The sequence below is a fragment of the Cedecea sp. VD22 genome, from assembly GCF_037150195.1.
In the GTDB taxonomy this organism is placed as follows: Bacteria; Pseudomonadota; Gammaproteobacteria; order Enterobacterales; family Enterobacteriaceae; genus Cedecea.
This window is the reverse complement of the sequence record NZ_JBBCPX010000001.1, coordinates 532461-547181: the sequence shown is the minus strand read 5'-3', so window position 1 is coordinate 547181 and position 14721 is coordinate 532461. Positions and strand designations below refer to the sequence as shown.

The window sequence follows — 14721 nt, the reverse complement described above, 5'->3', positions numbered from 1 at the left end:
CGTCCTCACATATAGCTGTAGAACAGGCCGTCCAGCAGGCGCGTCCAGCCGCTCACCATGACAAAAAGCAGAATTTTGAGCGGCAAAGAGATGGTCATCGGCGACACCATCTGCATCCCCAGCGCCAGCAGCACGTTGGAGACAATCAGGTCCACCACCAGGAAAGGGATAAATATTAAAAAGGCAATTTTGAAGCCGTTTTGCAGCTCGGACAGCACGAATGCCGGGATCAGGATCAGCAGGTTGTCGCGCTGGTGGACGACCTTCTCCGACAGATCTTTCGGCCACATGCGCTGGCTGTTTTCCATCAGGTGTGTTTCAAGGTCCGGGTCGCTGTTGCGCAGCATAAAGTCGGTCAGCGGCTTAATGCCGTACTGTAAGCTGTTCTCTAAGCGCTCTGCGCTGGTGGTATCGAGAGGCTTCTCTTTGAAGCGGGTTTGCATCCCGTCGAATACCGGCGCCATCACGAACAGCGTGGCGGCCAGTGCAATGCCGTAAAGCGCCATGTTGGGCGGCGTTTGCTGCACCCCGATGGCGTTTCGCGTCAGCATCAGCACCATCGAAATCTTGAGAAAGCTGGTGGTGATCATCAGCAGCAGGGGCAGCAGCGAAATGGCTCCCAGCAGGATGGCCAGCGCCAGCGGATTGAATGAGCTGATATTCTCGGCCATCACACGGGTTCCATGGCCGTACCCGTCTGGCGCAGCATGCGGGTGACCTGGAAGCCGAGCGTGCCATTAACGTCCACCAGTTCACCTTTTGCCAGCAGGCTGTTGCCGTGACACAGCAGCGCCTCGCCCGGCGTGACGTGCTGAACCAATACCGTTGACCCCGCATCCAATTGCTGGAGTTCGCCAAGCGTCAGCTGTAGGTTGCCGCAGCGGATGGTTAAATCCAGCGACAAGTCGTCGAAACTCCCCCGTGTTGTTTGCCATTCCCCGGCGGGTACCACTTCTTCGCCGTCCTGCTGATCGTCGTACTCCAGGGGGGCGTTCGGGTAAGTCATGGTTAGCTCCTCGCTAAACGTAATGTGTAGTAAGTCTCTGTGAGTGGTTTCGCTCGCCAGTTCCAGGTGAACCTGAAATTGTCGCCTCGCCAGCGGCATAACGCCGTGTCCTTCCGGCGAGAAGAACGTCTCTGAGGGCAAAAGCAAATCTCCGCTAACCAGGCGGCGGGCGGCACCGGCGGAAAGCTGGAGCTTGCCAACGGTCAGCGGTAACTGGAGTGGGAGTTCAGGGTTTAGCGGGGCCATCAGCCGCTGCCAGGCCGGATGCTGAGCAAGCCGATGCAGCGTGGCCCAGGAGAGCGACAGCAGCGTGCAGGCCTGGGCTTCGCCGAGAAAAACCTCAAGGCGCAGCGTGACGTCAGGTTTTTGCCGTTCTTCTGCGGGCTGCAGAAACTCAAAGAGTTCGGCCAGTTCAGGGCTGAGCTGTTGACTGAAATAGCGCCAGTACCAGGCATTGTCCTCGGTGGAGACGCCTGGAAGCGCCGGGCAATCGGCCAGCAGCCCCAGCACCGGCAGCGGGTCGCTAAAAAGCAGCGTGCCAGCCGCGCAGTGAAAAGCTTCACCCGGCATATCTGGCTGGATCAGCGCTCGGGAGGGCAGGAGGCGAAGTTCTCCGGCTATTGCTTCCCGGAAGAAAGGGAGCCGCCAGCCGCTGCCGGTCCAGCGCCGCAGGCGGGCTTCATCCGGTGACTGAGCGGCAAGCGCCAGGCGTTTCATACCGCCTCCCGCCGCTTAAAGCGCAGGCGAACTTTTTTCCCCAGACGGCGGCTGAGCGAGCCTTGTCCATCCTGTTCAAAGCCGCGAACTTTGTCCCAGGCCTCGGCGGAAAAGCCGAGGGCAATATCCAGCCCATCGCCATTGGCCGGGGTAACCTGCGCCACCACTTCGCCTAAATCCGGCAGCAGCAGGCTAAAGCGGGCGGGCAGGCTTTCCTGCTGTTCAATGCCCTGTATCAGGTGCGATTCCAGCATCGCCCGCAGGGCGGAAGACGGGGATTCACTGGCCTGCTGCGGCTGTTCCGTGCCGCCGAGCGAGCCATCAAACAGGTTAAGCGCCAGAATGGGCATCACCGGGTCGGGCTCATCGTCAGACAGGAGATCGCTGAACTCTTTTTCATCCCGCGACAGCTTCTGGCGATCGCTGGCCCGGCCTGACGAGGACGTGCTGCGAGCGGGCATCTGCGGCATGAAGGGCGTGTTATTTCCCGGCGCGTGCGGTGCACGAGGCGTGGGTGCCTGCGGGGCGTTCTCGGGCTGGTGATGCGGCTGCGGGGCCGGATGGGCCTGCTGCCAAAGCCTGGGCTGCGGGTGAGCGTTTTTTAGCGCGTGGTGAATCATAAAGCGTTCCCCTGATTTTGGTTAAGCAAATACTCCATTTTTTCGATGTCCCGCTGGCAGCGCTGTACGGCTGACTGCGCGGCGGTCAGCCGCTCCTGCTGCTGTTGCACCTCTTCCTGTAGCTGGTGCGTGTGCTGAATTTGTTGAATCACGCCCGCGCGGCTGGATTTCTCAACGTCCAGCGTCTCCCGCAGGTCGTTAAGCGGCTGCGTGACGCCCGCGTGCTGCGGCACGAAATTATTGCGCAGCTGCAAATAGCCGATTTTCTGCTCTGCCAGCTGCTGCTCGCCCTGCTCGACGGCCTGCCGGCAGCGCCGGAGCTGCTGCTCATGCTGGCGCTGCTCGCTTTCACAGCGGCGTAAGCGTCGCCGCCGGATGGGCAGTAAGAGCGTCAGCACTTGTTCCAGAGCAACCTGCTGCGGGTCCGGTGAAAGCGGCGTTTCCGCCTCGCTATAACGGCGCATAAGCAATCACCTCCTGTAGCTGCTGGCGGGTGTCGACGAAGTCGCTCGGGGCGTGGTTGGCCTGGCGTAAAAACGCGTTGATGGCCGACTGAGATTGCACTGCGGCGTCGGTCATCGGGTCATTTCCCGGCTGATATTCCCCGAGGCGGATCAGCATTTCGACCTGCTGGTAAGCCGACATCATCTGGCGCAGCGCGCTGGCTTCGGCAATGTGTTCTCGTGGGACGACGTTGCTCATGGTTCGGCTGAGGCTGGCCAGCACGTCCACGGCAGGGTAGTGCCCGCGCTCCGCCAGGCGGCGGGTCAAAACGATGTGGCCGTCTATCAGCGAGCGGACTTCATCGGCCACGGGATCGTTCATCGAGTCCTGTTCGATCAGCACCGAATAAAGGGCGGTGATGGAGCCGCGTGAGGTTTTCCCGGCGCGCTCGAGCAGCCCTGGCAGCAGGGTATAGACCGACGGCGGCAGCCCGCCCCGGCCCGGAGGTTCGCCGAGCGCCAGGCCAATTTCACGCTGGGCGCGGGCAAAACGCGTCAGCGAGTCGATAATCAGCAGGACGTTTTTGCCTTTGTTACGGAACGCTTCGGCAATGGCCGTGGCGGTAAACGCCGCGCGGGCGCGTTCCATGCTGCTGCGGTCAGAGGTGGAGCACACCAGGACGGTGCGTGAGCGCAGTTCGGCATCCAGCTCGTGGTCGAGGAATTCGCGGAGTTCGCGGCCACGTTCGCCAATCAGGCCAAACACAATGGCATCGCACGGCGTGTTGCGCGCCATTTCAGCGAGCAGAGTCGTTTTGCCGCAGCCAGCCCCGGCGAAGACGCCCACGCGCTGGCCCACGCCAATCGTAAGCACGCCGTCAATGGAGCGAATGCCCGTCGGCAGCGGAGTATCAATGCGCGGCCTGTCCGTGGGAGGTGGCGCGTCGCCGAGCACGCCCCGGGCGTCCGGTGTTTCGCTGGCCAGCGCAAAAGCCGACAGGCTGTCTTCGTCGATGGCGCGGCCAAAGCCGTCCAGCACGCTGCCAAATAAGCTGTCCGACACGCTAATAGAATGGGGCTGAAACAGCGGCGTGACGCGAGCGCCCTGGGCGATGCCGTCCAGCGGCCCCAGCGCGGAAAGCAAAGTGTGGCGCGGGTTAAAGCCGACCACTTCGGCCATCACTTCGGTGTCGCCGTCGCGGCTGATAAGACACAGGTCGCCGATGCGTGCCTGCGGCAAGCTGCTTTCCAGCAGAATGCCGCTGATGCCGGTGATGCGCCCGTAGGCGCTGACGGCGGAAAGCTGGCTCAGGCTGCTATGGCGCTGGGCAAACCAGGCGTTGAGGTCGGACTGATAGTGCCCCATCACCATTTCACCGCGATGTTTTCTTTGCCGCCAAACTGCACGCTGTCGCCGGTAATGCCGGTCAGGCGCAGGCCGTTACGTTCGTCCCCGACAAACAGGCGCTGCCCGTCCTCGGTCACGATGTTGGCGTGCGGCCCGGCGGTAATTTGCACGATGTGGAAGGGCAGCACGGCCTCGCGCACTTTGGTTTGGTTTGTGAGCGTCACCTTGAGCTGATAATCGCTGCGGATGCTGTCCACCATGCGGCCGACAATCGGCAGCTGGTTTTCCTGCAAATCCCCGGTGAGCGTAATCCCCTGCGGCGTGCTGGCCAACTGCACTTTGTTATAGAGCTCCCGCTCGCGCAGATCCTGTTCCACCAGGCTGCGCAGTTCGTTGCTATTGGTAATCGCCGGTTTAATTTGCGGCTCATCGTCGCTGTTTTGCTGGGCGATGCCGGGCTGCAGCACCCAGCTGAAGATGGTGAAGGTCAGCAGCATCAGGCTGGACAAGGTGAAGATTTGCGCCCAGCGGGGCAGGATCCTTGCCAGCAGCGAACGGCGCGCGGTCGGCGCTGGTTTGCTTTGTGCCCCGCCGACGGGTTCGCGTATAGCGGATTCTGGCTGACTCGGGCTGACAGCAGGCAACGGCGGTGGCGGGCGGTTATCCCATTCGTCGTCAGCGGCGGCAAGCGTCAGCCAGACGCCGCCGACGGCGAAGATTTCACCGGGCTGCCAGAGTTGCTGTGCGCTCAGGCGTTCGCCGTGGCGGTGGCAAACGGTGCCTTCCATCGGCGTGAGCATCCAGCCTTCGGCGCTGCGGCTTAGCAGCGCGTGGCTGGCTTTAATACCGCCATCGTTGAGCTGCAAATCGCTGTCGGCGGCGTTGCCCAACTGCCAGCGTTCGCCGCTTAACGGCAGCGCCGCGCCTTCATGTAATCCGTTTAATACTCTCAGCTCATACATGGCAGCACCCTTTATGCAGTGAAGGCGTCAAGCGCGTTTTCGTGAATATCAATGCGCCCCAGCACGTTGACCGGCAGGTTAAATTGCAGCTCGGCGAAGGACAGCACCGGGACGTGATGGAATTCGTCCTGGATAAGCAGGCGCAGCGGGCTACGTAAATCCTGGGCGGACAGCAGCACGCTGGTTTGCCGCTGGAACAGGGGGAACACTTCCCGGAGCTGGTCCAGCAGCAGGGCGTGTTTGTCCTGGCTGAGGGCGAAGAAGGTTTCGTTCTGCGTCTGGCGCAGGCTGTCGCGCAGGATCTCTTCGGTTTCCGGCGTCAGCAGCCAAACCTGTATCCCGCCGTCGTGGCTGTACTGGTGGCAAATGTGTTCTTTGATGTCGATGCGAACCTGGTCGACCAGCAGGCCCACATCGCGCTCGTGCTGGCCGTGCACAATCAGCGATTCGGTGATGCTGCGCACCGAACGCAGCGAAATTCGTTCGGCCACCAGGCGCTGCAGCACGGCGCTCAGACGGGTGATCGGGAAGATGCGCTGGAATTCCTGCGCCAGCTCCGGCAGGTCCATCTCCAGCCACGAGATAATGGCGCGGGTCTCCTGCAGGCCGATAAAGCGCGGGCCGCTGGCAAAGAGCGCTTCTTCCATGCGGGCCAGCAGCAGCTGGTGCGAACTCCAGGACTCCATCTGGAATTTATCCAGCAGAGGATCGTTTTCTTCCAGCCACGCCCAGCCTTTTTCCTGCGGATAGGTTTCCGTGCTGAGTTCTGTCCCGGTTTCTTCCTGGGCCAGCAGGCGGTAGTCCAGCGCCCGCTTGCTTGAGCTGAAGGTGCCAATCACTTTCGGCACTTCGTACACCAGAAAACGAAATTCATCGTCAGGCTGGTACGGCGAGAAGTCGATGTTGAAGACCGGCAGCGTGAAGCCGTACTGGTTCACAATGCGGTTACGCAGGCGGCGAATGTCTTCGATAAGCGCCATGGCCGCCGGGTCACCGGCGCGAGCCGACGAGAAGCTGAGGACAAACAGACGGCTGGGGTTGAAGGTACGAATGTCTTCTTCGCCGTTGGCTTCCGGGGCGACAATTTCGCCGCCTGTGGTGGTGGCCGCCGCGCGTTTGGCGCGCCACAGCTGAAACAGCCCCGAGCCCAGGGTGATTATCCCGAGCACGATAAACACCGCCGTGGGCATGCCCGGCAGCAGGCTGAAGCAGAACATGCCGATGGCGGACATAATCCACGCCTTAGGCTGGTTGGTTAGCTGGTCGCTGATTTCGCGGCCAATGTTGTTGTTGGGAATGTCTTCGTTGGCCGACACGCGGGTGATCATCATCCCGGCGGTCAGGGAGATAAGCATCGCCGGGATCTGGTCAATCAGGCCGTCGCCGATGGTCAGAATGGAGTAGACATTGGCGGCGTCGCCTGCGGCCATGCCCAGCTGCAGCACACCAATACAGAAGCCGCCCACCATGTTGATGCTGAGGATCACAATCCCGGCAATGGCATCGCCTTTCACGAACTTCATGGCGCCGTCCATTGCCCCGAAAAGCTGGCTCTCTTTCGCCAGATCTTCACGTTTGCTTTTGGCCTGCTGGACGTTAATCAGCCCGGCGCGCAGGTCGCTGTCGATAGACATCTGCTTGCCCGGCATGGCATCGAGGGTAAAGCGGGCGGCCACTTCGGCAATACGCTCTGAGCCTTTGGTGATCACCAGGAAGTTCACCACCGTCAGGATCAGGAACACCACCAGCCCCACCGCCAGGTTGCCGCCGACCACAAAGTTGCCGAAGGCGGTGACGATATGCCCGGCGTTTTGCTGCAGCAGGATCTGGCGCGTGGTGGAGATAGACAGCCCGAGGCGGAACATGGTGGTCAGCAGCAGTACCGCCGGGAAGGTGGTGAACGCCAGCGGTTTGGGCAGGTACATCGCCGTCATGATAAGCAGGCATGACACGCTGATGTTGACCGCAATCAGGACGTCAATCAGCCCCAGCGGCAGCGGGATGATCAGCATGAACACCACCGCCAGCGCGATGAAAGCCCCGACGACCTCGGAGCGTTGCATGGCGGTTATTGCCAGCCGGTTAAGAAGGTTAAACAAAGCGTTCATGGGCTATTCAATCCTGGTAAAGTCCGTTTACTGCGCCAGCTGGCTGCGTTTTTCCCACGCGGCGTATTCGCCGTTGAGGGTGCGCAGCAGAAGCAGGGCGTTGCTGCGGGTTTCATCGTTCCCGCCCCAAATTTTCTCCGGCAGCGCCTGGAGCAGCGTCAGCAGCCCGTTGAAAAAGAGAGACTGCTGCAGAGGTTTTTCGCCCACCACCTGCAGCCCAAGCTGGGTCAGGTCGCGGGAATAGAAGCCGTTGCGGCACATGCTGAGCAAGGAGCGCGTCATGACATCGGCCCCCATCGTGACGTGGGAATATTTGCTCTTCAGGCGGTCGAGGAACTGGGCGACTTCCGACAGCGTGTGCGTAATGGCGCGGGTGTCGTTCAGCCCGGAAAGCAGGCGGCGCAGGGCCGTCGGCGGGGCGGATGGGGCCAGGGCGGCGATGTCATCGGAAAGCGCGCGCTGCAGCGTACGCAATGCGGGCACGAAGCCATCGACGCCAAACTTGTCCAGCAGCACGTCCATGATGTTGTCGGCAGACTGCTGGTTGATCACGCCGCTGTAATAGAGCTTGCGCATTTCGCGCTTCTGCGCCGGATCGCTGCTGAAGGCGGCAATTGCCGGGGCGGTATTCACCCCGGCGTTAATTTTTTCCGGGTGCTGCTGCTGCAGGTCGGCAAGCATTTGCTCGACGCGTGCCGCCAGCGCCGGGTTGCTGCCGTTTCGCAGGCGCATCGCCATCAGGCTGAGGGTGACAAATGCAGAAGCCGGGTCGTGATTGGCCTGTTCGAGCAAATCATCCAGCGTCGGGGTTTTTCCGTCGCCACCCGACAGCATTCGTTCAAAAGCCGATTCCTGCTCGGCCTGCTCTTTCCCCGACGGGCTTTCTAGCAGTTTCCCCAGCTCTACAAGGTGAGTGACCTTGATTGCCGCCACGGAGATACGGCGCAGCTGGGTGGCCTGCGTGCGCTGTTCCTCATGTTTGATTTTCTGTTCGATGCTTTCCGCAAAAGTTGACGCCATCGACTCCTGAGCGGCCCCGGGCCGCTGCGGCGCGGGCGCTGCACGAGTGGCGGACGAGGAACTGCTCGCCGCGCTCTTATCGTTATTAGTGTCGCTGATTAGCTCATCGACCAGGGCGTCCGCCTGTTCGGTTTCAAGACGCAGATTGTGGTGATGGTGGTGCTGGGGGATTCTCATGTTCATTGCGGTGTGCCTTACCCGATTCGCCTGCCAGTGTGTGGGCTAAGGCCTGGGGCGGTTCCCCGACAAATAAAAAATTTCCGCCGCTGGGGATGTGTAAAAAGTTGCACAAACCCGTTTTCGGGCTGTGTGTGTTTTTGCTCATATTTATCTGATTAATAAAAATTAATTGTTATTAATCAATGTGTTGTTTTGATATTTTTCGCTGGCACGGCGATTGCTATAGGACGAACTCCTGAATCTATTCCATAAAAAGGTGTTCACTATGTCAGCAATGTTTGATTTCGAATCACAGGTTTTCCCGGATGCGCAGGCTGCTTTTGAGTCCCACGTTGTGCAGGGCGAGTTTCCGGTGGTTAACTGGGAGCGCGTGATGCGCGACAACGAACAGCGGCTGTACAATTTTATTCGTAAACGCGTGGCAAATTTTGCCGATATAGAAGACCTGGTGCAGAACACCTGGTATGAAGTGATTCGTAACAAGCACAAGTTTTGCGGCACGTCGCGCCCGGAAACTTGGATGTTCGGGATTGCGGTAAACCTGGTGAAAAATCACTATAAATCCGTCAAAGTGAGCTACCTGCACGATGAGTTAAACGATGATGTGCTCGGTACGCTGCTGCATTCGGAGCAGCCGGAAGGGGTGACTGAGGGTAAGGACATCCTGTCGAAAGTGTTGCAGCGCATTGCGCAACTCCCTGAAGATTATCAGCAATTATTACAGCTGATCGTTGATCACGATATCAGTTACCAGGAAGCGGCTGACCGGATGACTATTCCTATCGGCACCGTGCGTTCCCGTCTTTCCCGTCTCCGACAGTCTTTGAAACAGGATCTGGGATGGGACAGCCTGAACTGAGCGAGCGGTGCTTCGTTACTCCCTGAACGAGAAGAATCACACTCTATGAAACAAGACGGCGGGCCGCACCCACGGCCCAATGATACTCAGGCATTGCTGAGCGCCGCTTTCAATAGCATGCGCGAGCTGGTTTTCATTGTTGACAGGGATTTCAATATTGTTTTTGCCAACCACAAGGCGCTCAGTCTTTGCCTGCCGGAAGGTGCCGGCCAGGAAAGGGCCGGGCATCTGGTGGGTGAAAATATTTTTACCCGGCTGCGGGGCTATGGCGACCTGCCGCTGCTGGCGGTGGTTGAGCAGCAGCTGGATCGGCCAGAACATTCGCCTTACGGCGATAAAATTAACGCCCGGTTTCAGGCGGCAACGCAGGCTATTCCGGTCGAGGTTTGCCCGAGCCGCTTCGAGTTTCAGCGGCAGAACTGGGTGATGATGGTGGTGTGCGATACCCGCTATCGCAATGATATTCATCGTTTTTACTACGATCGTGAAAACGAACTTCGCGACATTCTGGACAATATGCCGGATGCGATTCTGCGCGTGGACAGTGAACAGCGGCTGCTCTATGCCAACGAAACGGCGCTGCAGTGCATGCCCAAGAGCGCGGCGGCCATCGGGCTGAAGATCAACTCGCTTATCGGCGATTCGACGCTGATGGAGCAGATCGGCTGGTCGCTGCAGCTGGTGCTGAGTAAGCATATTCAGCTGGAGGCCGTGCTGCACGGCATGCGATCCGACCTGCGGGTGTCGAGAATCTACCAGGCGCGTTTTATTCCTGAATTTACCCAGCAGCAGACGCTGAAGTCCGTGCTGGTGATCGCCCGTCCTGCCTCCCGGCAATATTTTGCCGAACAGCAGGTACGGCAGACTCACGAACAGCTGCGGCAGATGACCCAAAAGCTGCAAAGCAGCGTCGAAAACGAGCGCAAGCATATGGCGCGGGAAATCCATGATGAGCTGGGCCAGCATCTGACCTCGCTACGGGTGGGGATTTCGCTGTTGGGCCAGAATCATCCTGCGCTGCAGCATGAAGTTGAACCTTTGACGCAGCTGGTGGATGGCACCATCAAAGTGGTGCGCGATATCGCCACCCAACTGCGCCCGGCGGTGCTGAACATGGGGCTGAAACCCGCGCTTATCTGGCTGCGGGACCAGTTCAACAAGCACCGTTCCGGCGTGTGTACGCTGACGATTCAGCCGCTGCCGGTGTCGCTGTGTGACGATGAGGTCACCGCGATTTTTCGCGTGGTGCAGGAGTCGCTCACCAATGTGCAGCGGCATGCCAAAGCGCGGGAAGTGGAGGTGAAGGTACTTACAAAGGGCAAAGTCGTGCTGATTTGTATCAATGATGACGGGCAGGGATTTGATCCGGGCCAGGTCTCCGACGGGGCCTTTGGGTTATTGAGTATGCGCGAACGCTGCATGATGAAAGGCTGGACGTTTAACATCCACAGCACGCCGGGCAAAGGGAGCTGCGTGCATATCGAGATCCCTTATGCCCTGCCAGCCCCGGCTAAAGTTTATGATAGCGAATAGCAAACTTGATGATGTCGGCGTTGTTGTCGAACTGCATTTTTTCCATCATCCGGGTCTTATGGGTGCTGACCGTTTTGTTGCTGATGCTTAGGGTTTCTGCGATGCCATTGATGTTTTCGCCGCTGCTCAGCAGGCGAAGGATCTGCTTCTCACGCTGGGATAGCGTGGCGTAGCGGCGAAGCTGGTCGTTTTCCTGGGTTGAAAAGACGATGGCTTCCGCCAGGGAGGGATCAATGTAGCGCTGGCGGGAGGCGACGCGATGAATGGCGTGCAGCAGCGTTTGCGGGGCCTGGTCTTTAGTAATGAAACCGTGGGCGCCGCTGGCGAGGACCATTTGGGCGATTTGCGGCTCGTTGTGCATGCTCAGCACCAGCACCGGCAGCATCGGCCACAGGCGGGTGATTTGCTGCACCAGCTCCGGCCCGGAGTCGCCGGGCATGGAGAGATCCAGCAGCAGGACATCGACGTCAATTTCCGTCAGCAGCGACAGCACCGTTTTGCCACAGCCCGCTTCCGCCACCACTTTAATTTTCTTATCCAGTGAAAAAATCTGTTTCAGGCCCTCGCGCATCAAAATGTGATCGTCCGCGAGGAGGAGTCTGATTGCCATACCGTCTGTCATCCATAATTTATAGTTATTAAATCGTTCTTTTTTATAAGAATAATCATCGCGCACGAATTGCAAAGACGCGTGTTAAATGAACATAGCAGCCTCGCTGCGGCGAATCTAGCTTTGCCGGGGGCGATAAGGTTGCAGCTTGTTACAAGTTTCCCCTGGAACCCACTTCGCCTGCCGCTCACTCACGCCCCATGTTCCTGACCGACAGGTGAAATCATGGTGATTGCCGAGCAGCTCTACCACAAACTCCAGCCGCTGTTTAAACAGCTGAATGCGCCTGGCATGGTGTACAACGCCCAGGGCTACTACTCGTTAACCCTCGACAGCGGCCAGCAGGTTTTCCTGGAGCTGACGGAAAACCTGACGCTGGCGATGATGGGCCTGCTGGCGCTGCCGGATAATCCCGGCGAGGCGCTGCTTCTCGAGCTGTTACAGGCCAACCTGAACATTGACCAGCAGCCAGCCATCACCGTTGCCGCCGATAAAGAGCGTGCGCAGCTGGTGGTCTGGGCGGCGTTACCCCTGGACGAACTGCATCTCGACACGCTGCTGCCTTTGTTGGAGCGGTTGAGCTGGACGCTGTCGGTGATTGGCCGCTGGTGCCAGCCTGCCGCGCCGCGTGAGCGCCAGGCTGCACCGGAGACAGAAAAAGATCGGCTTCAGCGCCGCCAGATTGAAGCGCTGATGCTGCGACGTTAACGTCCAACCAAGGGGAAAAGATGAGTACGATTTCTGCCAGCCATGTGGCGCCACATATCGCCATTGAATATCACCGCCCGGAAGACTATCTCGCTGCCGAAAGCGCTTTGCATAAGCTGCTCAGTCGGCCCAATGGCCGAAGCCTGGTGGGCGAACTGCGTAACCTCAGTACCCAGGGCCGGTACGTTAAGGTGAAAGTCACGGCGATGGCGAATACGGTTGCCCGCCCGGTGCTGACCGACTCTCAGGTCCGCCGGTTTCACCTCTCCGGCAGCGAGTACGATAAGGCGCACAATAAAAAAGCGACGCAATTAGCGCAAAAACAGCCGCTCGGCAAAAAAGGCGAGGGGACCAGCGTCAGCGTCGACTGGAACCCGCGGCAGTCCGTGGCTATCGATGCCCACGGCCGCCCAAGCCTGCTGGACGATCCCTCGCTGGCTTTTGTGTCGCTTGCCCATGAGCTGGTTCACGGTTATCGCATGATGAAAGGGACCTACACCGGAGGGACTTCCGACCGCTACGATACGGGCTCGCCGGCCGGGCAGGAGGAATCCCGCGCGGTGGGTATCGGCAAGTATGCGGGTGAAGCGCTGTCCGAAAACGGTATTCGCCATGAGCACGGCCTGCCGCTGCGCGGGCAGTACGCCGCAGGGTAAATTCTTCCGCAGCAGGAACCACCGCGCCGCTCTCCCCACATAACCTGTTGACGCAACAACTAAAGTGGGGAGATATCATGCCGTTAAACAACGTTGATACCAGCCTGCGGGTCGATCCAGGCCTGATAAGCGGTAACTCAAACCGACGGGTTTCCATGCGCCTCGCGCTGGAGCCTAATAACCCTCAGCATTTCGATTGCACCGTGAACGTGTCGTCGCGCCGGGCTGACGCGCTCTATTACGCCAATAAGGCAATAGATGATACCTGGCGCATTCTGGACATGGGGTCGGGTAACCAAAAGAACCATGTTCGCGCCACGATGGCCGAATCCTATAAGCGAACGCTTCTGTCGCAGAAGGAAACGGGCATCGGGGACTACACCGTGCGCGCCTGGGAGGCCTCTAAGTTTCGAGCGGGAAACTGTGGCGAAATGGCGGCGGTGAATGCGCTACTGCTGGCTAACTCCCGCGTCAAACAGCCGGTTTCCGTGGTGCATAACCGCGATGTCGACCACGCTTTTGTGATCATCGGCGATCCGCGGGAGAACGGGCGGTCTGTGGTGTCCGACCCCTGGCCGGAATTTGGCCGAGCCATGCGGATAGAAGACGCGAAATTCGGCGACAGTTACCACGTACTGCATACGTATCCTGTTGGCCACCGGGACGATGATGTTCGCGAGAAGCTGCTGCGTGGCGAGAAAGCGACGCAGGCGGAAGTGGATAAAGCGTTCCGTAAGGCCGCGCCAAAACTCGCGAAGCTAAGCCCTGAAAAGCTGCGGGACTCGGTGGTGGCGGGGCCAGGATACGTGCAGCGGCACGCCTCCAACAACCTGGGTATTCAGTACGATGGCACCGACAGCCGGGGCGTTGTGCAACATTTTGACCAGTCGCTGTCCGTCGGGCAGATGCGTTCCCGAATGATCGGGCCTCAGGCTGCGGTAGATGCGCAGCAGCGTGGGACACCTGCGCCAACGTTCACCAGTAACGATCGGCCTCGTCAGCGCACGGAATCGTTCGCCGCGGAATCTTCTTCCCGTGGCCGCCGCCCGAGAACGGCATCCAATGCGGTTCCCCCCGCAGCCCCTCGTCGCCGGGCAAACTCCGTCGATATTCGTCCGGCCCCGATGCCCATTTATGCCCCACCGCCTCCCGCGCCTGGAGGGATGTACAGCACGGTTCCGCTGCCGGGTCATGCCCCCGCGTTCAACTACGGCCCGCCGCCAACGGCTGCACCGGTTTATAGCTACGGCCCACCGCCAGCTGCAGCGCCGGTTTACAGCTATGGCCCGCCGCCGGTGCACGCCCATGCGCCTATGCACGCGATGGCAAGCCGACCGGTTTACCGTGAGCCGCCGGTTATTCCGCCGGATGTCTACGGCACTGCACCAGCCCCGGCCCGAACCCGGCCTCGATCTAACTCAGTCACTGCCGCTTTCCGGCGAATCATAGGTAACTAACGATGCCCGCACCTTCAAAATTAGCGCAAGTTTTGCAGCCGCTGTTGACCGATGAGCTGGGGCAAAGAGTCGAGCTTGAGAACGCAGAAGGCTATTCCGTTGAGCTTGGCGAGGGCGTGACGCTGGAGATCAGCGAATCGCCGGTTGGGCACCTGCTGCTGAGCTGCATGCTGCCCGTTCAGCCCACCCGGCTGAGCGATACCGACACGCTGACGGTGCTGCTGCAGGCTAATCTGCTGGGGATGGATTATCCCCCGGTGCTCACCGGGCTGCTGCCCGACCAGCAGCAGGTTGTGCAGTGGAGCAGTCTGCCGTTCCATCAGTTGGAGCCGGAAGTGCTCAAGCGGCTGTTTAACCGCTTTGCGCAGCAGGCCGAAAAGCTGGCCGCGTGGTTGGTTTAACCGCGATCCTCACGTTTTAGCCGCCTTCGTGCGGTTAAAACGTTTTTCTGAATGAACCTCCAGGAAGAGGCAAAAAACGGCAGGGTCAGGGGA

General features: G+C 59.6%; 15 protein-coding genes. 6 read left to right on the top strand and 9 right to left on the bottom strand.

Annotated features, from left to right (window positions below; genetic code table 11):
- Nucleotides 1-5 precede the first annotated feature (5 nt).
- From sctR to sctW, 8 genes are read right to left on the bottom strand one after another with little or no spacing between them, the layout of a single operon-like run.
- Nucleotides 6-671, bottom strand: a complete 666-nt coding sequence (gene sctR, locus WFK85_RS02660; RefSeq protein ID WP_008460987.1) for a type III secretion system export apparatus subunit SctR — start codon at nt 669-671, stop codon at nt 6-8.
- Nucleotides 671-1723, bottom strand: coding sequence for a FliM/FliN family flagellar motor switch protein (locus WFK85_RS02655; RefSeq protein WP_166995411.1), 1053 nt, complete (start codon nt 1721-1723; stop codon nt 671-673). The genes sctR and WFK85_RS02655 overlap by 1 nt, the downstream gene beginning before the upstream one ends.
- Nucleotides 1720-2343: a type III secretion system HrpP C-terminal domain-containing protein gene (locus WFK85_RS02650; protein WP_166995413.1), complete on the bottom strand. Its 624-nt coding sequence runs from the start codon at nt 2341-2343 to the stop codon at nt 1720-1722. The genes WFK85_RS02655 and WFK85_RS02650 overlap by 4 nt, the downstream gene beginning before the upstream one ends.
- Nucleotides 2340-2807, bottom strand: a complete 468-nt coding sequence (locus WFK85_RS02645) for a hypothetical protein (RefSeq protein WP_008460992.1) — start codon at nt 2805-2807, stop codon at nt 2340-2342. Before WFK85_RS02645 ends, WFK85_RS02650 begins: the two co-directional genes overlap by 4 nt.
- Nucleotides 2794-4158, bottom strand: a complete 1365-nt coding sequence (sctN, locus tag WFK85_RS02640; RefSeq protein ID WP_442892291.1) for a type III secretion system ATPase SctN — start codon at nt 4156-4158, stop codon at nt 2794-2796. The genes WFK85_RS02645 and sctN overlap by 14 nt, the downstream gene beginning before the upstream one ends.
- Entirely contained in the window at nt 4152-5096 is a 945-nt protein-coding gene (locus WFK85_RS02635) for an FHA domain-containing protein (protein ID WP_336708582.1), read from the bottom strand. The genes sctN and WFK85_RS02635 overlap by 7 nt, the downstream gene beginning before the upstream one ends.
- Nucleotides 5097-5107: 11 nt before the next feature.
- Nucleotides 5108-7204: a type III secretion system export apparatus subunit SctV gene (gene sctV, locus WFK85_RS02630; protein ID WP_213716011.1), complete on the bottom strand. Its 2097-nt coding sequence runs from the start codon at nt 7202-7204 to the stop codon at nt 5108-5110.
- A gap of 27 nt (nt 7205-7231) precedes the next feature.
- On the bottom strand, nt 7232-8407 hold the full coding sequence (gene sctW / locus WFK85_RS02625) for a type III secretion system gatekeeper subunit SctW (RefSeq protein WP_166875588.1): 1176 nt from the start codon (nt 8405-8407) through the stop codon (nt 7232-7234).
- A gap of 262 nt (nt 8408-8669) precedes the next feature.
- Here sctW and WFK85_RS02620 point away from each other — a divergent pair, with 262 nt between their 5' ends.
- Together WFK85_RS02620 and WFK85_RS02615 are read left to right on the top strand one after the other, a co-directional pair.
- Entirely contained in the window at nt 8670-9263 is a 594-nt protein-coding gene (locus tag WFK85_RS02620; RefSeq protein ID WP_008461001.1) for an RNA polymerase sigma factor, read from the top strand.
- 45 nt (nt 9264-9308) lie between these two features.
- Nucleotides 9309-10796 carry a histidine kinase gene (locus tag WFK85_RS02615; protein ID WP_336708578.1) on the top strand — a complete coding sequence of 496 codons (1488 nt, stop codon included), beginning with the start codon at nt 9309-9311 and terminating at the stop codon, nt 10794-10796.
- Here the strand turns inward: WFK85_RS02615 and WFK85_RS02610 are convergent.
- Complete coding sequence (locus WFK85_RS02610) at nt 10774-11406, bottom strand: response regulator (RefSeq protein ID WP_008461003.1); 633 nt, start codon at nt 11404-11406, stop codon at nt 10774-10776. The two genes, WFK85_RS02615 and WFK85_RS02610, sit on opposite strands and share 23 nt — an antisense overlap.
- Nucleotides 11407-11631: 225 nt before the next feature.
- Between WFK85_RS02610 and WFK85_RS02605 the strand changes: the two genes are divergently transcribed.
- The 4 genes from WFK85_RS02605 to WFK85_RS02590 all read left to right on the top strand — a co-directional run bounded on the left by WFK85_RS02605 (nt 11632) and on the right by WFK85_RS02590 (nt 14628).
- Entirely contained in the window at nt 11632-12114 is a 483-nt protein-coding gene (locus WFK85_RS02605; RefSeq protein WP_336708576.1) for a CesT family type III secretion system chaperone, read from the top strand.
- A 20-nt stretch (nt 12115-12134) separates the two neighbouring features.
- On the top strand, nt 12135-12770 hold the full coding sequence (xopG, locus tag WFK85_RS02600) for a XopG/HopH/AvrPtoH family type III secretion system effector (RefSeq protein ID WP_008461005.1): 636 nt from the start codon (nt 12135-12137) through the stop codon (nt 12768-12770).
- A gap of 77 nt (nt 12771-12847) precedes the next feature.
- Nucleotides 12848-14227: a hypothetical protein gene (locus WFK85_RS02595; protein ID WP_336708574.1), complete on the top strand. Its 1380-nt coding sequence runs from the start codon at nt 12848-12850 to the stop codon at nt 14225-14227.
- A 2-nt stretch (nt 14228-14229) separates the two neighbouring features.
- Complete coding sequence (locus tag WFK85_RS02590) at nt 14230-14628, top strand: CesT family type III secretion system chaperone (protein WP_008461007.1); 399 nt, start codon at nt 14230-14232, stop codon at nt 14626-14628.
- Nucleotides 14629-14721: the final 93 nt, after the last annotated feature.

Excerpts from the sequence above, each read along its gene's own strand:
- sctR (WP_008460987.1), bottom strand. The coding sequence starts at position 671 with ATGGCCGAGAATATCAGCTCATTCAATCCGCTGGCGCTGGCCATCCTG.
- WFK85_RS02655 (WP_166995411.1), bottom strand. The coding sequence starts at position 1,723 with ATGAAACGCCTGGCGCTTGCCGCTCAGTCACCGGATGAAGCCCGCCTG.
- WFK85_RS02650 (WP_166995413.1), bottom strand. The coding sequence starts at position 2,343 with ATGATTCACCACGCGCTAAAAAACGCTCACCCGCAGCCCAGGCTTTGG.
- WFK85_RS02645 (WP_008460992.1), bottom strand. The coding sequence starts at position 2,807 with ATGCGCCGTTATAGCGAGGCGGAAACGCCGCTTTCACCGGACCCGCAG.
- sctN (WP_442892291.1), bottom strand. The coding sequence starts at position 4,158 with ATGGTGATGGGGCACTATCAGTCCGACCTCAACGCCTGGTTTGCCCAG.
- WFK85_RS02635 (WP_336708582.1), bottom strand. The coding sequence starts at position 5,096 with ATGTATGAGCTGAGAGTATTAAACGGATTACATGAAGGCGCGGCGCTG.
- sctV (WP_213716011.1), bottom strand. The coding sequence starts at position 7,204 with ATGAACGCTTTGTTTAACCTTCTTAACCGGCTGGCAATAACCGCCATG.
- sctW (WP_166875588.1), bottom strand. The coding sequence starts at position 8,407 with ATGAACATGAGAATCCCCCAGCACCACCATCACCACAATCTGCGTCTT.
- WFK85_RS02620 (WP_008461001.1), top strand. The coding sequence starts at position 8,670 with ATGTCAGCAATGTTTGATTTCGAATCACAGGTTTTCCCGGATGCGCAG.
- WFK85_RS02615 (WP_336708578.1), top strand. The coding sequence starts at position 9,309 with ATGAAACAAGACGGCGGGCCGCACCCACGGCCCAATGATACTCAGGCA.
- WFK85_RS02610 (WP_008461003.1), bottom strand. The coding sequence starts at position 11,406 with ATGGCAATCAGACTCCTCCTCGCGGACGATCACATTTTGATGCGCGAG.
- WFK85_RS02605 (WP_336708576.1), top strand. The coding sequence starts at position 11,632 with ATGGTGATTGCCGAGCAGCTCTACCACAAACTCCAGCCGCTGTTTAAA.
- xopG (WP_008461005.1), top strand. The coding sequence starts at position 12,135 with ATGAGTACGATTTCTGCCAGCCATGTGGCGCCACATATCGCCATTGAA.
- WFK85_RS02595 (WP_336708574.1), top strand. The coding sequence starts at position 12,848 with ATGCCGTTAAACAACGTTGATACCAGCCTGCGGGTCGATCCAGGCCTG.
- WFK85_RS02590 (WP_008461007.1), top strand. The coding sequence starts at position 14,230 with ATGCCCGCACCTTCAAAATTAGCGCAAGTTTTGCAGCCGCTGTTGACC.